Here is a 17259-nt window from a genome sequence, read left to right on the forward strand (position 1 = left end):
TCTCGTCAGCTCCTCGCCGCCGAGGATCCCGCTCCTTGCGGGGCCTGCGCCATCGCGTCGGCGGCTGCGGGGACGAGCGTGCGCAGCACCTCGCGCGCCCACGCCAACAGCTCGTGATCGCGCAGCTCGGTGCCCCCGAAATGCGAGGTGGTGGGCCGTGGCACCAGCACCTGCCGAATGGCCGGCTTCAGCATCGTGCCCGGGTAGAGGCGCTTCATACGCATCGCCGCGGAGTCCGGGACCTCGAGGTGGGCGAAACGGATCATCTTCCCCTGGGCCTGGACCTCGTCGACGCCGACAGCGCGGGCGTCGATGCGGAACCGTGCCACGTCCAACAGCACCTCGACCGGTTCGGGTGGGGCGCCGTAGCGGTCCATGAGCTCTGCGCGGATCTGCTCGATCTCGGAGATCTCCCGCACGGCGGAGAGCTTCGCGTAGGCCTCCAGCCGCAGCCGCTCGGACCCGATGTAGTCATGGGGGACGTGCGCGTCCAGGGGCAGCTCGACCCGGATCTCCTTCTCGGGAGCGGAGCTCTCGCCCCGGAAGGCGGCGACCGCCTCCCCCACCATGCGCACGTACAGGTCGAAACCGACCCCGGCGATGTGGCCGGACTGCTCGCCGCCCAGCAGGTTGCCGGCGCCGCGGATCTCGAGGTCCTTCATCGCGACCTTCATCCCGGCGCCCAGGTCGGTGTTGGTGGCCAGCGTGGTGAGCCGGTCGTGCGCGAGCTCCGTGAGCGGCTTGGTCGCGTTGTAGAGGAAGTACGCGTAGGCGCGCTCGCTCGAGCGTCCGACGCGCCCGCGCAGCTGGTGCAGCTGGGACAGGCCGAACTTGTCGGCGTTCTCGACGATCAGGGTGTTGGCGTTGGCGATGTCCAGCCCGGTCTCGACGATGGTGGTGCACACCAGCACGTCGAAGTCGCGTTCCCAGAAGTCGACGATGACCCGCTCGAGCTGGGCCTCGTTCATCTTGCCGTGCGCGACCTGGACGCGAGCGTCGGGCACCAGCTCACGCAGGTGCGCGGCGACGCGGTCGATGTCCTCGACCCGGTTGTGGATGTAGAACACCTGCCCCTCGCGCAGCAGCTCCCGACGAATGGCGGCGGTGACCTGCTTGTCCTCCTGCGCGCCGACATAGGTGAGCACGGGGTGGCGTTCTTCGGGCGGGGTGGCCAGGATCGACATCTCCCGAATACCGGTGACGGCCATCTCCAGCGTGCGCGGGATCGGGGTGGCGGACATCGCCAGGACGTCCACGTCGGTGCGCAGCGCCTTGAGCGTCTCCTTGTGCTCGACGCCGAAGCGCTGCTCCTCGTCGACGATCAGCAGGCCCAGGTCCTTGAACCGCACCTGCCCCGTCAGCAGACGATGGGTGCCGATGACGATGTCGACGCTGCCGTCGGCGATCCCCTCGATGGTCTGCTGCGAATCCGCGGGGCTCTGGAAGCGCGAGAGGCCGCGCACGGTGATCGGGAAGCCGGTGTAGCGCTCGGTGAAGGTGTCCAGGTGCTGCTGGGCCAGCAGCGTGGTCGGGGCGAGGATGGCGACCTGCTTGCCGTCCTGCACGGCCTTGAAGGCAGCGCGCACCGCGATCTCGGTCTTGCCGTAGCCGACGTCGCCGAGGATCAGGCGATCCATGGGGACGGTCTTCTCCATGTCGGACTTGACGTCGTCGATGGTGACGAGCTGGTCCGGGGTCTCGACGAACTCGAAGGCGTCCTCGAGCTCGCGCTGCCACGGAGTGTCGGGGCCGAAGGAGTGCCCGGGAGCTGACTGGCGGGCCGAGTACAGGCGCACCAGCTCGTCGGCGATCTCGCGGATCGCCTTGCGGGCACGGGACTTGGTCTTGGCCCAGTCGGAGCCGCCCATGCGGTTGACGCTGGGGTCCTCGCCGCCGACGTACTTGGTGACCTGGTCGAGCTGATCGCTGGGGACGTACAGACGATCCCCGGGCTGACCCTTCTTGGAGGCCGCGTACTCGATGACCAGGTACTCGCGGGTGGTGCGCTTGGCCCCGGTACCGACGGTGCGGCTGGTCATCTCGACGAAGCGGCCGACACCGTGGTGGGCGTGGACGACGTGGTCGCCCGGGCGCAGCTGGAGGGGATCGACGACGTTGCGCCGCCGAGAGGACATCTTGCGCTCCTCGCCGCGCCGCGCACCGGATTTGCCGGTGAGATCCCGCTCGGAGGCGAGGATCAGCTTCAGGTCATCCGCGATGAGCCCATCGGGGAACGGGCCGACGGTGACCACGGCCTCGCCCGGATCGACCGGGCCCTCGAGGTCCGTGGCGAAGACCGCCGGCATCCCCTCGGCGCGGAGGTTCTCGGTGACGTGCCGCGCTCCGCCGCTGCCGACCATCGTGGCCACGATGCTCCAGCCGTCCTGGCGCCGCTTCTCGAGGTCCTTGGCCGCATCCCCTGGCTTGCCCGAGTAGCCGGGGTGGGTGTGCGAGGTGGTGGTGAGGTCGGCGTCCAGGCCGAAAGCGGCCAGGGTGAACCAGGGGCGGCCCCCGTCGCGGGCATGAGCCTTGGCCTCCGAGAGCGGGACGAAGCTGGCGGCGCCCACGTCGATCGGGAGGCCACCACCGGCGGCGGCGCTGGACCAGGCTGCGGCCAGGAACTCGTCCGTCGTGGCGACCAGCTCATCGGCGCGCGCACGGGTCTTCTCCGGGTCCAGGATCAGGAACCGCGCCTGCGCGGGGAGGGCTTCGGCGACCTGCTCCATCCCGTCGACGAGGACCGGGCTGAGGGACTCCATGCCATCGGCGGCGATGCCGTCGGCGATGCGCAGCAGCAGGTCACGCACGCCGGGCAGATCTTCCGCCCGGGCGCGGGCGCGCTCGCGCACCTCCGGGGTCAGGAGGATCTCGCGGCAGGGCGGGGCCTCGAGTCCGCGCGTTGCCGGGTCCAGCGATCGCTGGTCGGCGACCGAGAAGTACCGGACGTCGTCGATCTCGTCGCCGAAGAGGTCCACGCGCACCGGATGCGGCTCGGTGGGCGGGAAGACATCGAGGATGCCGCCGCGCACGGCGAACTCCCCGCGCTTCTCGACCATGTCGACGCGCACGTAGGCAGCGTCGACGAGGTCGCGGACGATGTCGTCGAGCGGGTAGGTGTCCCCGACCGCAGCGCGCACCGGGCGCAGATCGCCCAGACCCTTCGCGATCGGCTGCAGCAGTGAGCGCACGGGCATCAGCAGCACGTGCACCGGGTCCTCGGACTCGGGATGCGCGAGGCGACGCAGGGTCGCCAGTCGCTTGGCGACGGTGTCGGCGCGCGGGGACAGCCGCTCGTGCGGGAGGGTCTCCCAGGCGGGCAGCTCGGCGACGTGCTCGGTGCCGATGAGCGAGGACAGCGCGGAACGCAGGTCCTCGAGGGCGCGGGTGGTGGGGGTGACCACGACGAGCGGGTGCTCGGCGGTGGCCTGCCGTGCGAGATCGGCGACGACGAAGGGGAACAGGCCGGTCGCGGCGACGATGCTGCCCCCGTCCCCCGTGCTCGAACCGTCCTCGACGAGGGCACGCACGGCGGTGAGGTCACGACCCGCGGCCAGCTGGTCGAGCAACGGGTGCAGGGGGGCGCGCGTGGGTGTGGCGCTGGGGTGGTTCGTGGTCATCGTGTCTCTCGGGAGTGGAAGCGCTGCTGGGCGGTGGTGAGCCCCTCGAGGATCACGGACTCCACAGCGTCGGCGGCGTCGGCGATCAGCAGATCGAGGGTCTTGCGCTCGGAGGCGGCGAAGGGGGCCAGCACGTGGTCGGCGGTGTCGCCCCTGCCGGACGGGCGGCCGACGCCGACCCGCACCCGCAGGTAGTCCTTGGTGCCCAGGGCCCTGGTGATGTCACGCAGGCCGTTGTGGCCGCCTTCGCCGCCGCCGATCTTCAACCGGATCCCATCGAAGGGGATGTCGACCTCGTCGTGCACCACGACGACCCTCTCCGGCGGAATGTCGTAGTAGGCGGCCAGTGCCTTCACCGGGCCACCGGAGACGTTCATGTACGTGGTGGTCTTGGCGAGGATCACGCGCTCATCGGAGCCGGGCGTGCCGAGGCGACCCTCGATCACGACGGCCTGGGCACGGCGGGCGGCGGCGAAACGTCCACCGGAGGCGCCGGCGATGTGGTCCAGCACCATCTGGCCGATGTTGTGTCGGGTCGCGGCGTACTTCGCGCCGGGGTTGCCGAGCCCCACGACCAGGTATGGGCCGGGACGTCGTGCGCTCACGGTCATGGACTGCTCCTCGCTGCAGCGTCGACGCCGCCCCGGATCTGGTGTCCGGCCCGGCCTGGTCCCGGCCGACGCGCGGACGGCCTCGAACACCGTACCGGGGCGCCGCGCAGTGCGCGACGCCCCGGGGCCATGGGTGTGAGGAAAGGAGCGGACGATGGCACCTCAGGGCGCCGCACAGCCGCTCGCAGGGGTCACTCCTGCTCGGAGGATTCCTCGGTGCTCTCCGCGGCGGCGCCCTCGGACTCCTCGTCCTCGGTCTCCTGGACGCGGGGAAGCGCGACGCTGACGACGAGGATCTCGGCGTCCGTGACCAGCTCGGTGTTCTTCGGCAGCGTGACGTCACCGGCGAAGAGCTGGTAGCCCTCCTCGGTGCCCTCGACGTCGATCTCGATGTGCTCTGGGACGTGGAGCGCATCGACGGAGAGGACGAGCACCTGCAGGTCGACGAAGGCGTCGGCCGGGGCGACGGGCGCGCCGGTGAGGACGACGGGGATGTCGACCTCGACCTTCTCGCCCTTGCGGACGGTGATCAGGTCGAGGTGGGTCAGGGAACGCTTCAGCGGGTGGCGCTGGATCTCCTTGATCAGCGCCAGGTGCTGGGAACCGTCGGCCAGCGACAGCTCGAGCAGAGCGTTGGGGTTACGGGCGGCCAGCGCCGTCGCGTGACCGGGCAGCGAGAGGTGGAGGGGTGCCTCGCCGTGGCCGTACAGGACGGCGGGGACGCGGCTATCGGCGCGGATGCGGCGGGCAGCGCCCTTGCCGAAGTCCTCGCGCAGTTCGACGTTCAGCTTCTCAGCCATGGTGGTGCTCCTCGTGGATACGGTTGCTCGACGGTGAGCGACGCCACGGGGCACAGGAGGCATCCTCCTGATATCCGCACCGCGTCGATCACGGAGGGGCTGAGCCCGTTCCCTCGCCGAAGTGACGAGGCGACACTAGCACGCGCACGCGCTCGATCAGGAGGGGACGTGACGCCCGTCGCCGGGCCCTGCCGAGCCTGCTGGTCGCTCCGAGTCGTGCAGGCGCCGGCGTCCGCACGCACCGTGTGACCGCGAAAGGACCGCATCCCGGAGGACACGGTCCTTTCGTGGTGGAGCGCACGATGTCACGAGGGCGATTCGTCTGCCGCACTCGAGGTCCGGCGTGCGTCCTGCTCAGCTGCGCGTCGGGCTCTCCAGCGAGCGGTCTCCTCCTCCGCGTCCCGTCGGGCTCTCCTGCCCCACACTCCGCCCAGAAAGGCTCCCAAGAGGACCATTGCCCCGACGATCACCGCGTTCAACACGATCTGAACCTCATCCCTCGCTGGACCGCCCGACCTCCTACCGCTCGCAAACTCGCAGTACGTCGATCAGACCCCACAGAACCGCCCGACCTCCTACCGCTCGCAAGCTCGCAGTACGTCGATCAGACCCCACAGAACCGCCCGACCTCCTACCGCTCGCAAGCTCGCAGTACGTCGATCAGACCCCACAGAACCGCCCGACCTCCTACCGCTCGCAAACTCGCAGTACGTCGATCAGACCCCACAGAACCGCCCGACCTCCTACCGCTCGCAAGCTCGCAGTACGTCGATCAGACCCCACAGAACCGCCCGACCTCCTACCGCTCGCAAGCTCGCAGTACGTCGATCAGACCTCACCATCGAAGAGGCTGGTGACCGAGCCGTCGTCGAAGACTGCTCGGATGGCGCGGGCCAGGAGCGGAGCGATCGACAGCTGGGTGAGGCGATCGAACTGCTTCTCGGGCGGGATCGGGAGCGTATTGGTGCAGACCACCTCGCGCACGGAGCTGGCCTCCAGGCGCTCGGTGGCGGGATCCGAGAGGATCGCGTGCGTGGTGGCGATGACGACGGAGTTCGCACCGTTGGCGATCAGCGCGTCGGCAGCCTGCACGATGGTGCCGGCGGTGTCGATCATGTCGTCGACCAGGACGCAGGTCTTCCCGGTGACGTCACCGATCACGCGCTTGGCGACGGCCTGGTTGGGCCGCGTGGAATCGCGGGACTTGTGGATGAACGCCAGGTTCACGCCGCCGAGCTTCTTGGCCCACTGCTCCGCGACACGGATGCGGCCGGCGTCCGGGGAGACCACGGCCATGTCCTCGTGACCGTACTTCTCCTGGATGTACTCCGCGAGGATCGGCAGCGCCATCAGGTGGTCCAGCGGGCGGTTGAAGTAGCCCTGCACCTGAGGGGCGTGGAGATCGACCGAGATCATGCGGTCCATCCCTGCGGTCTCGTACATGTCCGCGACCAGGCGGGCGGAGATCGGCTCACGGCCGCGGTGCTTCTTGTCCTGGCGGGCGTACGGGAAGCTCGGGGCGATGGCGGTGATCCGCTTGGCCGACGCGCGCTTGAGCGCATCGATCATGATCAGGTGCTCCATCACCCAGGTGTTGATGGGGGCGGGGTGGGACTGCAGCACGAAGACATCGGTGCCGCGCACGGACTCCCCGTAGCGCACGTAGATCTCGCCGTTGGCGAAGTCCCAGGCGTCCATCGGCAGGATCTCGACGCCGAGCTCGTCGGCGACTTCCTGGGCAAGGACCGGGTGGGCCCTTCCGGAGGCGAGGACCAGGCGCTTCTCCCCCGTGGTGACGATTCCGCTCATCGCTGCTCGTGCTCCTTGTGCTCTTCGGCGACAGATCCTGCAGGCGCATCGGCAGCGGACCGGTCCTCGGTACCCAGGGCGGCACGAGCCGCATCCTCGGCCGCGGTCCCCGCACGGCGTCGCAGGGTCCATCCTTCCATGTTCCGCTGCGAGACTGCGTTCACGGCCAGTGCGCCCGGCGGGACATCCTTGCGCACCGTGGTGCCTGCCCCGGTGGCCGCACCGTCGCCGATGGTGATCGGGGCGACCAGCACGTTGTCGGAACCCACTCGCACGTGCTTGCCGACCGTCGTGCGGTGCTTGGTCACACCGTCGTAGTTGGCGAAGATCGTGGCCGCACCGATGTTGGTGCCCTCCCCGATCTCGGCGTCGCCGACGTAACTGAGGTGGGGGACCTTCGCGCCCTCCCCGATCCTCGAGTTCTTGGTCTCCACGAAACCGCCGATCTTGCCCTTCGCGCCGAGATCGGTGCCCGCGCGCAGGTACGAGAAGGGGCCGACTGTCGCGTTCGCGCCGATCACGGCGAGAACCGCATGGGAACGGACCACCTCGGCACCTGCGCCGACCTCGGTGTCACGCAGCGTGCAGTCCGGGCCGATGACGGCTTCGGTACCGATGTCGGTGGCACCGTGAAGCTGCACCCCGGAAAGGATCACGGCGTCCTGGGCGATCGAGACATCGGCATCGATCCACGTCGTGGAGGGGTCGACGAGGGTGACCCCGGCGCGCATGTGGCGTTCGAGGGTGCGTCGGTTCATCTCGGCGCCGAGCTGGGCCAGCTGGACGCGATCGTTGACGCCCTCGACCATCATCACGTCCTGCGTGACGACGGCGCGCACGGATCGGCCGTCGGCACGGGCGATGGACAGCACGTCGGTGAGGTACATCTCGCCCTGCGCGTTGTCGGTGCCGATACGGCCCAGCGCGTCCCGCAGGACGGCGAGGTCGAAGGCGTAGATGCCGGAGTTGATCTCGTCGATGGCGCGCTGCTCGTCGCTGGCGTCCTTGTGTTCGACGATGCCGTGCACCTCGGATCCGTCGTCGCTGCGCAGGATCCGGCCGTAGCCGGAGGGGTCGGGAACCCGAGCGGTGAGCACGGTGACCGCGGCGCCCTCGGCCTCGTGGGCGCCGACCAGTTCGCGCAGGGTGGCCGGGTCCAGCAACGGCACATCGCCGTAGGTCACCAACACGGTGCCCTCGGTCGCGGTGACCTGCTCGAGACCGCACTGGACAGCGCGACCGGTACCGGGGACCTCGTCCTGGTCGGCGACGGTGACCTCCGAGGCGTGTTCGGCGAGGTGCGCGGCGACCCGATCCCGCTCGTGGCGCAGGACCACGACGAGCTCGGAGGGACTGGCCCCCTCGGCGGCCGTGACCGCATGGACGAGAAGCGATCTGCCCCCGATCTCATGGAGGACCTTCGGCGTGCGGGACTTCATACGGGTCCCGGCACCGGCGGCCAGAACGATGACAGCGGCGGGGGCAGGGGTTTCCACGTCGGCAGCTCCTCGGAATCGACGGGTGATGTGCGGCGGCACCGCCGCGGAGGCGGTGAGCGTTCCGCCATCAGGACTCGAACCTGAAACTTCAGAACCAAAATCTGAGGTGTTGCCGATTACACCATGGCGGACCGTGCGCCCGTCGCCGTCGACCGAGCCGCATCGACCACCGAGGGGTCTGCGGGTGGGTGGGAGGTATCGGGAGCGCGGACCGATCCTATCGCCCCGACCAGGTCGCTCGTGCCCATCACGGCACGAAGCATGGGTGCTCCTGCCCACGCCTGTGGGACACTCCCGACATGGCGGAGAACGGAGCCCCTCGTGGCCGATCGACCCGGATGACGGGACGCGAGCGACGAGAGCAGCTCGTGACGGTGGGGCGGCGTGTCTTCGCCGAGAAGGGCTTCGACATGTCCAGCGTCGAGGAGATCGCGTCCCGTGCCAAGGTCTCCAAGCCGATCGTGTATGAGCATTTCGGAGGCAAGGAAGGACTGTATGCGGTCGTTGTCGATCGCGAGGTCAGCACCCTGCTCGCCGCACTCGAGAGTTCTCTGCAGGACCAGCGCGCGCACCCCCGACTGCTCATGGAGCGGACCGCGATGGCGTTCCTCTCCTACATCGACGAGAACGAGGACGGGTTCCGGATCCTGGTGCGGGACTCTCCGGTCAGTCAGGCCGGCGGCACCTTCTCCTCCTTGCTCACCGACGTCGCCCAGCGGGTCGAGGAGATCCTCGGAGCCCAGTTGAAGCTGCACGGGTACCCGACTCGAGACGCGACGCTCTACGCGCAGATGCTGGTGGGGATGGTCGCCTATACCGGTCAGTGGTGGCTGGAGACGCGCGAGCCGTCCAAGGAGATCGTCGCCGGGCGCATGGTGAACCTGTCCTGGTACGGGCTCGGCGCGCTGCAGAAGACGCCGACGCTGCACGAGGACGCCCGAGCCTGATTCGGCGCCGTCACGCCGATCCCAGGTGGGACGCACCACGCACCGAGGACCGTACCTGCCCGTGAGGGAGCCCCCGCCCTAGACTCGGCGCATGCCCACCACCCCTGAGGACGCCGCCGCGCCCCGACTCGATGAGGTCGACCGGATCATCGCGGGCTGGGATCAGGCGCGCGGGGACCTGGACATCGAGCCGCTGGCCGTGTTCTCCCGCATCTCCCGACTGGCTCGCTACCTGGAGACCGCACGCCGCGAATCCTTCACCGCCGCGGGCCTCGAGGGGTGGGAGTTCGACATGCTCTCCGCCCTTCGCCGCAGTGGGGACGACGCCCTCTCCCCCGGCGCTCTGATGCATCAGACGCTCGTGACCAGCGGAACCATGACCACGCGGATCGACAAGCTCGTCGCTCGTCACCTGATCAGCAAGAACCGCAGCCCGCGCGATGGCCGGGCTGTCGAGGTGCGCCTGCAGCCCGAAGGCGTCTCCCGGGTCGACGCCGCCATGGAGAGCCTGCTCGCCGCGGAGCGCGAGCTGCTCCGGCCCCTCACCACCGACGGGCAATCCGTCCTCGCGGACACTCTGCGCTCCTTGCTGCTGACCTTCGAGGTGGACGATCCGCTGGACCGGTGACGCATGATCCGGGCACGTGAGACGTGACCCGGGCGCGCTCGACAGCACTTCGAGGGTCGCCGCGCGCTCCAGAACCTCAAGCATTCCCGCTCTTCCGCTCTTTCGAAGGACGTCTCCGTATGGCCCATATGCTCGGCACCCAGTCCCTCCGCGTCTCCCTGCCTGATCGGGTCCTGCTCGATGACATCACCCTCGGCATCGACGAGGGGGATCGCATCGGTGTGGTCGGCCGCAACGGTGACGGGAAGTCGACCCTGCTGCGGCTGCTCGCACGTCATCAAGAGCCCGACGGCGGCCGTGTCACCGTGCGCGGCGGGGTCCGTCTCGGTGTCCTCAGCCAGCAGGATGAGGCCACGGTCGACACCACGGTGCGTCAGCGCGTGGTCGGGGACCGCCCCGAGTACGAATGGGCGTCGGACCCGCGGATCCGGGACGTCCTGGCGGGCCTGCTCGACGAGATCGATCTCGAGGCCCACCTCGCGGACCTCTCCGGGGGGCAGCTGCGCCGCGTGCATCTGGCCGAGCTGCTGGTCGGTGATTGGGATGTGCTGCTGCTGGACGAGCCCACCAACCACCTCGACGTCGAGGGCATCTCCTGGCTCGCCGAGCATCTGCGCCGCCGCTGGAATGCGAAGGACGGCGGGCTCGTGGTCATCACGCACGACCGCTGGTTCCTCGACGCCGTCTGCACCCGGATGTGGGAGGTCCACGACGGCGTCGTGGATCCCTTCGAGGGCGGGTACGCCGCGTACGTGCTGCAGCGGGTCGAGCGGGATCGCCAGGCCGCGACCATCGAGTCGAAGCGGCAGAACCTGATGCGCAAGGAGCTCGCATGGCTGCGCCGCGGCGCCCCGGCTCGGACGGCGAAGCCGAAGTTCCGCATCGATGCGGCCAACGAACTGATCTCCGGTGAGCCGCCGGTGCGCGACACCGTGGAGCTGACGCAGCTCGCGACGTCCCGACTGGGCCGCGATGTCATCGACGTGCTGGACGTCGACGCGGGGTACGGGGACGTGCGCGTGCTCAACGACGTCACCTTGCACATCGGGCCGGCGGATCGCATCGGCGTGCTGGGACCCAACGGGGCCGGCAAGTCGACATTGCTGGCCCTGATCACCGGCGAGCTCGAGCCGCAGGCCGGGCGTGTCAAGCGTGGCAAGACGGTCACGGTGCGCCAGGTCTCGCAGCGCATCGAAGGGTTGAAGGATCACCTGGACTCTCGCGTCAGCGATGTGGTCGGGCGCTATCGCACCTCGTTCCGGGCCGGCAAGGACGAGGTCTCCCCCGGGCTGCTGCTGGAACGTCTCGGATTCACCACGGCACATCAGAAGGTGCGGGTGGGCGCACTGTCCGGTGGGCAGCAGCGTCGCCTCGATCTGCTGCTGACGCTGCTGGAGGAACCCAACGTGCTGGTGCTCGATGAGCCGACGAACGATATGGACACCGACATGCTGGCGGCCATGGAGGATCTGCTGGACTCCTGGCCGGGCCCGCTGATCGTGGTCTCTCACGACCGCTACCTGCTCGAGCGGGTCACGGACACGCAGTACGCGGTGCTGGATGGAGGGGTGCGGCATGTGCCCGGCGGCGTGGACCAGTATCTGAAGCTGCGCAAGGCGGGCGCCACCGGCGCACCCGCTGACTCCCGGGGAGCGCGGGCCGGCGGGGCAGGATCGTCCCGCACTGCGGGCAGTTCGCCGTCGGCCGTGTCCGGAGCCGGTCCTGCCGCGAAGACGTCCTCCACAGCGGCGGTGACCGGCGCTGAGTCGCATGCCGCCCGCAAGGAGCTGAAGGCGGCCGAGCGACGCATGGAGAAGTTGTCGGAGCAGACCAAGAAGCTGCACGAGAAGCTCGCCGCTCATGATCAGTCCGACTTCCACGGACTGCAGTCGATCACGGAGCAGGTGCAGGCGCTCGAGAGCGAGATGATGGGCCTCGAAGAGCGCTGGCTGGAGCTGTCCGAGCTCATCGACTGACGTTCCTCTCCGCCTGTCGGAGCCCTCCTGCTATCGCTCTTCGGAGCCGGGCATTGCCGCAGCACTGCTGCACGATTCAGCCCTCTCCGGGTCCCGACCGGTCCTCGTGGTCCGCGCCCTGGCCCGCCTCGTACGGGGGCTCGGGCTCCGGCGCGACCTGCGGTGCCATCAGGATTGCGTCGAAGACGTAGTCGGTGCGTCCGCAGAGCAGTCGATGACGGTTCACCCGACGGTTCCTCCAGAACGGGTGGGGATCAGAGGTCTCGTAGGCGCGCCGTGCGATGCGATGAAGCGCACGAGGCATCGGCCCGTCCAGCTCCGGGGGCAGATCGGCGCCGGCGTCCCATGATGTGACGTCGTCCAGACCCCGCGAGGCCCAGGTGCCGGGCACGGTTCGCCCCGGTTCCGGGGTCGCCGCCGTGGACGTGGTCTCGACCTGCTCGCGTTGAAGCTTCCGCCTGCGCGCAGTACCGACCAGATCGACGTTGTTCCCACCACGTCGCGCCTTTTGACCGTACCTGGTGGTCCATTCGACCGTACGGCGTCGACCGTCACTGTCACTGATGACTCGGGCGGTCTCACCGGCCTCTTCCTTCTGATTGTCCGCGCCGCAGAGCCCGTTCCCATTCTCCATCGACGTGGCGCCGCCTTGCGAGAAGGGCGTGATGTGGTCGTTCTGCCGGATATCGGCGTCGCAGTAGGGAGCCCGGCACGTGAGGTGACTCCACCGGATGAAGCGCGAGAGCGCGGGAGGGAAGGCGCGGGACCGGGACTCGACCGCGACGAGCTGACCGTCCTCGGGATCGGCGTAGAGATTCCTCAGAGCCAGCTGGAGATCCTTGTCGCCGTCGACCGATGACATCGCCTGGAGCATCTCCTCGCGAATGTGCTCGTACGGAACCGGGCCGATGCCTTCGATGGTGGCGGAATCCGCGTGAGCAGGGGCGAACAGCGATCGATCGGTGATGATCACACCGATGTCGAGCTGTGCTGTGGGCGGCCCCGTGCCGCGTCCGATCAGGGTGTCGGCCAGAAGATCGGCCATGATCTGCTGGTGACCTCGGCGATCACCGTGAGCTCGAGCCTTCTCGGCCGCGAGGGAGATTCCTTTGCGGATGCGTGCCCCGTCGAGTGCGGTGATCCGCGCGGTCAGAACGGCCATTCCGTTCTCGGCGCGACGCACGGAGAGTCCACGTTCCCTCTTGGTCCGGAGGTGCCGAGCCTGCGCCCCCTCGGGATCGAGTGAGTGCATGACCTTCTCTGTCTCTCCGCCCCATTCCTGGACCCCGCAGTCCTCGAGGTAGGGCAGGTGCTCGGTGAGCACCTCGTCGACCTGCGAGCGCAGCTCCGGGGACGCCGGGCCGACGACACGCCCGACGCGATGCGCAGCCGCAGCAGACATCTGCCCGTGTGCGACAGCGGAGAGCATCCCTGGCATCGAGTGCACGAGCCGACGGCTGCTCGACATGGTCTGGCCTGCAGCGGCAGGAGAGGCCTTCACGGCGAACGACGCTTCTGCCCGCGCGATCTTCAGCGCGGCTCGGGGCGTCTCCTCACGGGCCAGGCAGTCCTCCTTCACGGCTGCTTCGAGGCGCACGAGTGCGCGTGCCTGAACTGCGGCCATGGCGTTGGACAGGTCGCGTAGCCCCGCGATCAGGGTGATCGTCTCAGCGACGGAGAGGCGGTTGAGGAAAAGGGAGCCTTCGGCGCCCAGCATCGCCATCACTCCCCGTGCTGCCAACAGGTCGACGTCGTCGAGTCCGAGCTCGTCGTCGCTCGCAGCAATCAGGACATCATGAGGCTCATCAAACGCCTCTCCCGTGTTCGGTGGCCCGGGCAGGCGCGGGGCGCCACCGGCACCGGCACCGGCACCGGCACCGGCACCGGCACCGGCACCGAGAGAGCTTTCATCACCTCTCTGCGGAGAGGAGCTTCCATCCTCAAGATCATCGTCCATAGGATTCAGTATCGCATCCTTGTTCGACTTACCGAAGGGTCATCTCTGATTCACGGTCAGAATGTGGATAAACCACCACTGTGGAGGAACCGCTAAATCTGGACCGATCGCCGGAGAGTCGATTCTGCCCCGACGACCAACAGGGGCGGTCCCACCAGATCACCCCGGCGGATCTCTCGTCCTGGCGGTGTGGACCGTGCGCCACGATCCTTGCGCCCCGGGCATGCAGTATCGCCGTCGAAGCAGGCAAGGACGCACCACCCTCGACCGCGGCAAACACCCTGAAGCTCCAGGATCAACCTCAGTTCGCGAGAGGCATGGCCGACCCTGACTGCGACGGGCCGTGGGACTCGACAGGAAGAGAGGCTATTGGTAGCTCCACTGCGCTATCCCACGAGACCGGACCCGGCCGTCGACGACGATTGCCATACGGCGTCGCCGGACACATTGCAATCAGTGATCGCTAATTGTGGATAACCCTCCTTGGTGGAGGAACAATGAATTCCGTTCAGCTCTCCTCGAGCACGCTCGCCCCCGGCGCCGATCCACGCACGACCAGGCAGGAGTCGACCAGGCGCGAAGTCATCAGTTGCGCAGCGATCTCCTGCGCCTGCTCCTCGTCCTCGACGAGGGCCGCGACCGTCGGGCCGGATCCGGAGACCAGGGCGCCGAACGCACCGGCGCGTTCGGCCGCTTCGACGACCGGTTCCAGGCCCGAATGCAGGGCGAAGGCTGCGGACTGCAGGTCGTTGTGCAGGGTGCGCCCGAGCAGGCGTGCATCACCGCCGCTCAAGGCCTGGAACTGCAGTTCCTCGATCTCAGGCTGTTCTGGCACCTGACGACCCACCGCCTCGGCGATCTCGTCGTGGCGCCGGTACACCTCAGGCGTGGACAGATGTCCGCCAGGCAGTGCCAGCAGCCAGGTCCAGTCCCCGTGGGTGAGCACCGTGGTGAGGTCGGCGCCGGTGCCGCGACCGAGCGCAGTGTGGCCCAGCATCGAGAACGGCACATCGGCTCCGATCCGGGACCCGAGCGTGCGCAGCTCCTCACCGGTCAGGCCCAGACCCCACAGGCGGTCGAGAGCCACCAGCGTGGCGGCGGCGTCGGCCGATCCTCCACCCATACCGCCGGCGACCGGGACCTCCTTGTGGATGTGCAGGGAGGCGCCCTCGTCGACGTCGTACTGCGAGCGCAGCAGGTCGGCCGCGCGGAGCGCGAGGTTCGTGCCGTCCAGGGGGATGTGCCCCGGCACGTCGGAATCGACCGTGAGGGTCAGATCGTCGTGCGGCGTCGCCGTCACGGTCTCGTAGAGGTCCACGGCGTGGAAGATCGTGGCGAGGCTGTGATAGCCGCGGTCGTCGACTGCCCCCACGGCGAGGGAGAGGTTGATCTTGCCGGGCGCTCGCACCACCACCCGCTTCAAGCCGGATCCCATCACGCGATCCCGTCGCTCGCTCGGGCGATCGCCCGGAACTGCTCGATCTCCAGGGTCTCCCCGCGCGCGCTCGGATCGATGCCGGCCGCGCGGAGGATCTCCTCGGACCGGGACGGGCTGCCGGCCCAGGTCGCGAGCGCGGCGCGAAGGGTCTTGCGGCGCTGGGCGAACGCTGCATCGACGACGGCGAACACACGCTCCCGCTCCGCGGTGGTGCCCAGCGGTTCGTCATGCCGAACCAGTTCCACGAGCGCGGAGTCGACGTTGGGCACCGGCCAGAAGATCTGCCGGGAGATACGCCCGGCGTGCTCGGCCCTGCCGTACCAGGCGGCCTTGACGCTGGGACCGCCGTACGTGCGCGATCCGGGGCCCGCGGTGAGGCGGTCCACGACCTCGGACTGCACCATGACCAGCGCAGTCCGGATATTCGCGAAGCGCTCGAGGATCGTCAGCAGGATGGGGGTGGCCACGTTGTACGGCAGATTCGCGACCAGCACAGTCGGCTCCCCGCTGCGGGGCAGCTGCGGAAGGTCGGTGACCTGCAGAGCGTCTGCGTGGAGCAGCCGATACCGATCCTCCGCGACGCCACGGGCTTCCAGGGTCAGCGGCAGCAGCTCGGCGAGCCCGCGATCCAGCTCGATCGCGACGACGTCGGCGCCGGTCTCCAGCAGGCCGAGGGTGAGGGAGCCCAGCCCGGGCCCGACCTCGAGCACGGCCTGGTCCGCGCCCACTCCGGAGCGGCCGACGATGGTGCGTACCGTGTTGGGGTCCATGACGAAGTTCTGGCCGCGCTGCTTCGAAGGTCGGATGCCTGCCGCCTCGGCGAGGTCGCGGATGTCCCGTGCAGTCAGCAGCAGCCCGGAGTGCGACGACTGCCGCCCCGCGTCCGCCCCCTGCGCGCCCTGCGGCGCGACGTCGCTCATGCCGCCGCTGCTTCCGGCCAGTCGTACACGTGCTGAGTGGTGGCGCGGATGGTGCGGCACGCCTTCTCCAGGTCGACACCGGTGACGTCGGCGATGGTCGCCATGGTCAATGGGATCAAGTACGAGGAGTTCGGGCGACCCCGGTACGGCATGGGGGTGAGGAACGGCGCGTCGGTCTCGACCATCACTCGGCCAAGGCCCACCTCGGCGAGAGCGCCGCGCAGCTCGCCCGCGTTCTTGAAGGTGACGGTTCCCGCGAACGAGAGGAAGTAGCCGCGGTCGACGCAGGTGCGGGCGAACTCGGCGTCTCCGGAGAAGCAGTGGAAGACGGTGCGCTCGGGAGCCCCGTCGGTCTCGAGGATCTCGAGCACGTCGCGGTGAGCGTCGCGGTCGTGGATCTGCAGCGGCAGGTCGAGCTCCTTGGCCAGCGCGATGTGGGCGCGGAAGGACTCGATCTGGGCGGCGCGCGCCGTCGAGTCCTGCCGGGAGGTGCGGAACCAATCCAGGCCGGTCTCGCCGACCACGACCATCCCGGGGCCTCGCAGCAGTTCGGAGACCTCTGCGAGGGCAGTCCCGAGACTGATCAGGGGGTTCCCGTCGTGGTCGGTGCCGCGGGCGTGGAGCGCCGCCTCGTTGGGGTGGACCGCGACGCCGCCGCGCAGGGAGGGCGGGCACGCCTCGGAGGCGAGGAGGGCAGCGGTCCAACGCACGGCCTCGAGATCGGATCCGATGGTGATCTGCGCGTCGACACCGACGGCTGCCGCGCGTGCGACGTGCTCGGGGACGCTGAGCGACTGGTCGCCATCGGCGAAGTCCAGATGGCAATGGTTGTCGATCACCGGGAACGGCAGCGGCTGCGGGGTCGGAGGCCAGGAACGGTCGCGGGACCTGCCCCGGGGGTCGATGTCCTCGCGACTGCGCACCGGTGCCGGCGCAGCTGTGGCGGACACGGCCCCGGACCCGGTGGCTGATCCGGTCTCTGTCTCGTGAGGTGACGGCATGCGACCATCGTAGGAGGATCCGCGGCCCCTCCTGGCCACAGCGCGCACTCCTGCGC

12 protein-coding genes and 1 tRNA gene are annotated in these 17259 nt (G+C 69.0%); 3 read left to right on the forward strand and 10 right to left on the reverse strand.

The genetic code is table 11. From position 1 onward, the window contains the following. Window positions 1–5: 5 nt before the first annotated feature. The 6 genes from mfd to INT51_RS15145 all read right to left on the reverse strand — a co-directional run bounded on the left by mfd (window position 6) and on the right by INT51_RS15145 (window position 8467). Window positions 6–3617 carry a transcription-repair coupling factor gene (mfd, locus tag INT51_RS15120; protein WP_193106167.1) on the reverse strand — a complete coding sequence of 1204 codons (3612 nt, stop codon included), beginning with the start codon at window positions 3615–3617 and terminating at the stop codon, window positions 6–8. Then, on the reverse strand, window positions 3614–4228 hold the full coding sequence (gene pth / locus INT51_RS15125) for an aminoacyl-tRNA hydrolase (RefSeq protein ID WP_193106168.1): 615 nt from the start codon (window positions 4226–4228) through the stop codon (window positions 3614–3616). Before pth ends, mfd begins: the two co-directional genes overlap by 4 nt. A gap of 191 nt (window positions 4229–4419) precedes the next feature. Beyond that, on the reverse strand, window positions 4420–5028 hold the full coding sequence (locus INT51_RS15130; RefSeq protein ID WP_193106169.1) for a 50S ribosomal protein L25/general stress protein Ctc: 609 nt from the start codon (window positions 5026–5028) through the stop codon (window positions 4420–4422). Between the two features lie 828 nt (window positions 5029–5856). After that, entirely contained in the window at window positions 5857–6837 is a 981-nt protein-coding gene (locus INT51_RS15135; RefSeq protein ID WP_193106170.1) for a ribose-phosphate diphosphokinase, read from the reverse strand. Then, complete coding sequence (glmU, locus tag INT51_RS15140) at window positions 6834–8333, reverse strand: bifunctional UDP-N-acetylglucosamine diphosphorylase/glucosamine-1-phosphate N-acetyltransferase GlmU (RefSeq protein WP_193106171.1); 1500 nt, start codon at window positions 8331–8333, stop codon at window positions 6834–6836. The genes INT51_RS15135 and glmU overlap by 4 nt, the downstream gene beginning before the upstream one ends. A 62-nt stretch (window positions 8334–8395) precedes the next feature. Further along, window positions 8396–8467 (reverse strand) — tRNA-Gln (locus tag INT51_RS15145). 168 nt (window positions 8468–8635) lie between these two features. On the opposite strand from INT51_RS15145, the gene INT51_RS15150 reads away from it, so the two are divergent. From INT51_RS15150 to INT51_RS15160, 3 genes are all read left to right on the forward strand, one after another. Next, window positions 8636–9283: a TetR/AcrR family transcriptional regulator gene (locus INT51_RS15150; protein ID WP_193106172.1), complete on the forward strand. Its 648-nt coding sequence runs from the start codon at window positions 8636–8638 to the stop codon at window positions 9281–9283. A gap of 91 nt (window positions 9284–9374) precedes the next feature. Continuing rightward, a complete protein-coding gene (locus INT51_RS15155; RefSeq protein WP_193106173.1) occupies window positions 9375–9911 on the forward strand; it encodes a MarR family winged helix-turn-helix transcriptional regulator in 537 nt (178 codons plus the stop codon). A 119-nt stretch (window positions 9912–10030) separates the two neighbouring features. Next, window positions 10031–11887: an ABC-F family ATP-binding cassette domain-containing protein gene (locus tag INT51_RS15160; protein WP_193106174.1), complete on the forward strand. Its 1857-nt coding sequence runs from the start codon at window positions 10031–10033 to the stop codon at window positions 11885–11887. 76 nt (window positions 11888–11963) lie between these two features. Here the strand turns inward: INT51_RS15160 and INT51_RS15165 are convergent, their stop codons facing one another. The 4 genes from INT51_RS15165 to INT51_RS15180 form a co-directional block, all read right to left on the reverse strand. Then, window positions 11964–13844, reverse strand: a complete 1881-nt coding sequence (locus INT51_RS15165; protein WP_193106175.1) for an HNH endonuclease — start codon at window positions 13842–13844, stop codon at window positions 11964–11966. A gap of 508 nt (window positions 13845–14352) precedes the next feature. Further along, complete coding sequence (locus INT51_RS15170) at window positions 14353–15279, reverse strand: 4-(cytidine 5'-diphospho)-2-C-methyl-D-erythritol kinase (protein ID WP_193106176.1); 927 nt, start codon at window positions 15277–15279, stop codon at window positions 14353–14355. After that, the gene (rsmA, locus tag INT51_RS15175; RefSeq protein WP_193106177.1) at window positions 15279–16202 is read right to left on the reverse strand and encodes a 16S rRNA (adenine(1518)-N(6)/adenine(1519)-N(6))-dimethyltransferase RsmA; all 924 of its coding nucleotides are present in this window, start codon (window positions 16200–16202) and stop codon (window positions 15279–15281) included. Before rsmA ends, INT51_RS15170 begins: the two co-directional genes overlap by 1 nt. Then, window positions 16199–17203 carry a TatD family hydrolase gene (locus INT51_RS15180; RefSeq protein WP_193106178.1) on the reverse strand — a complete coding sequence of 335 codons (1005 nt, stop codon included), beginning with the start codon at window positions 17201–17203 and terminating at the stop codon, window positions 16199–16201. The genes rsmA and INT51_RS15180 overlap by 4 nt, the downstream gene beginning before the upstream one ends. Between the last annotated feature and the right edge of the window lie 56 nt (window positions 17204–17259).

This window comes from Brachybacterium sp. FME24, from assembly GCF_014897705.1.
In the GTDB taxonomy this organism is placed as follows: Bacteria; Actinomycetota; Actinomycetes; order Actinomycetales; family Dermabacteraceae; genus Brachybacterium.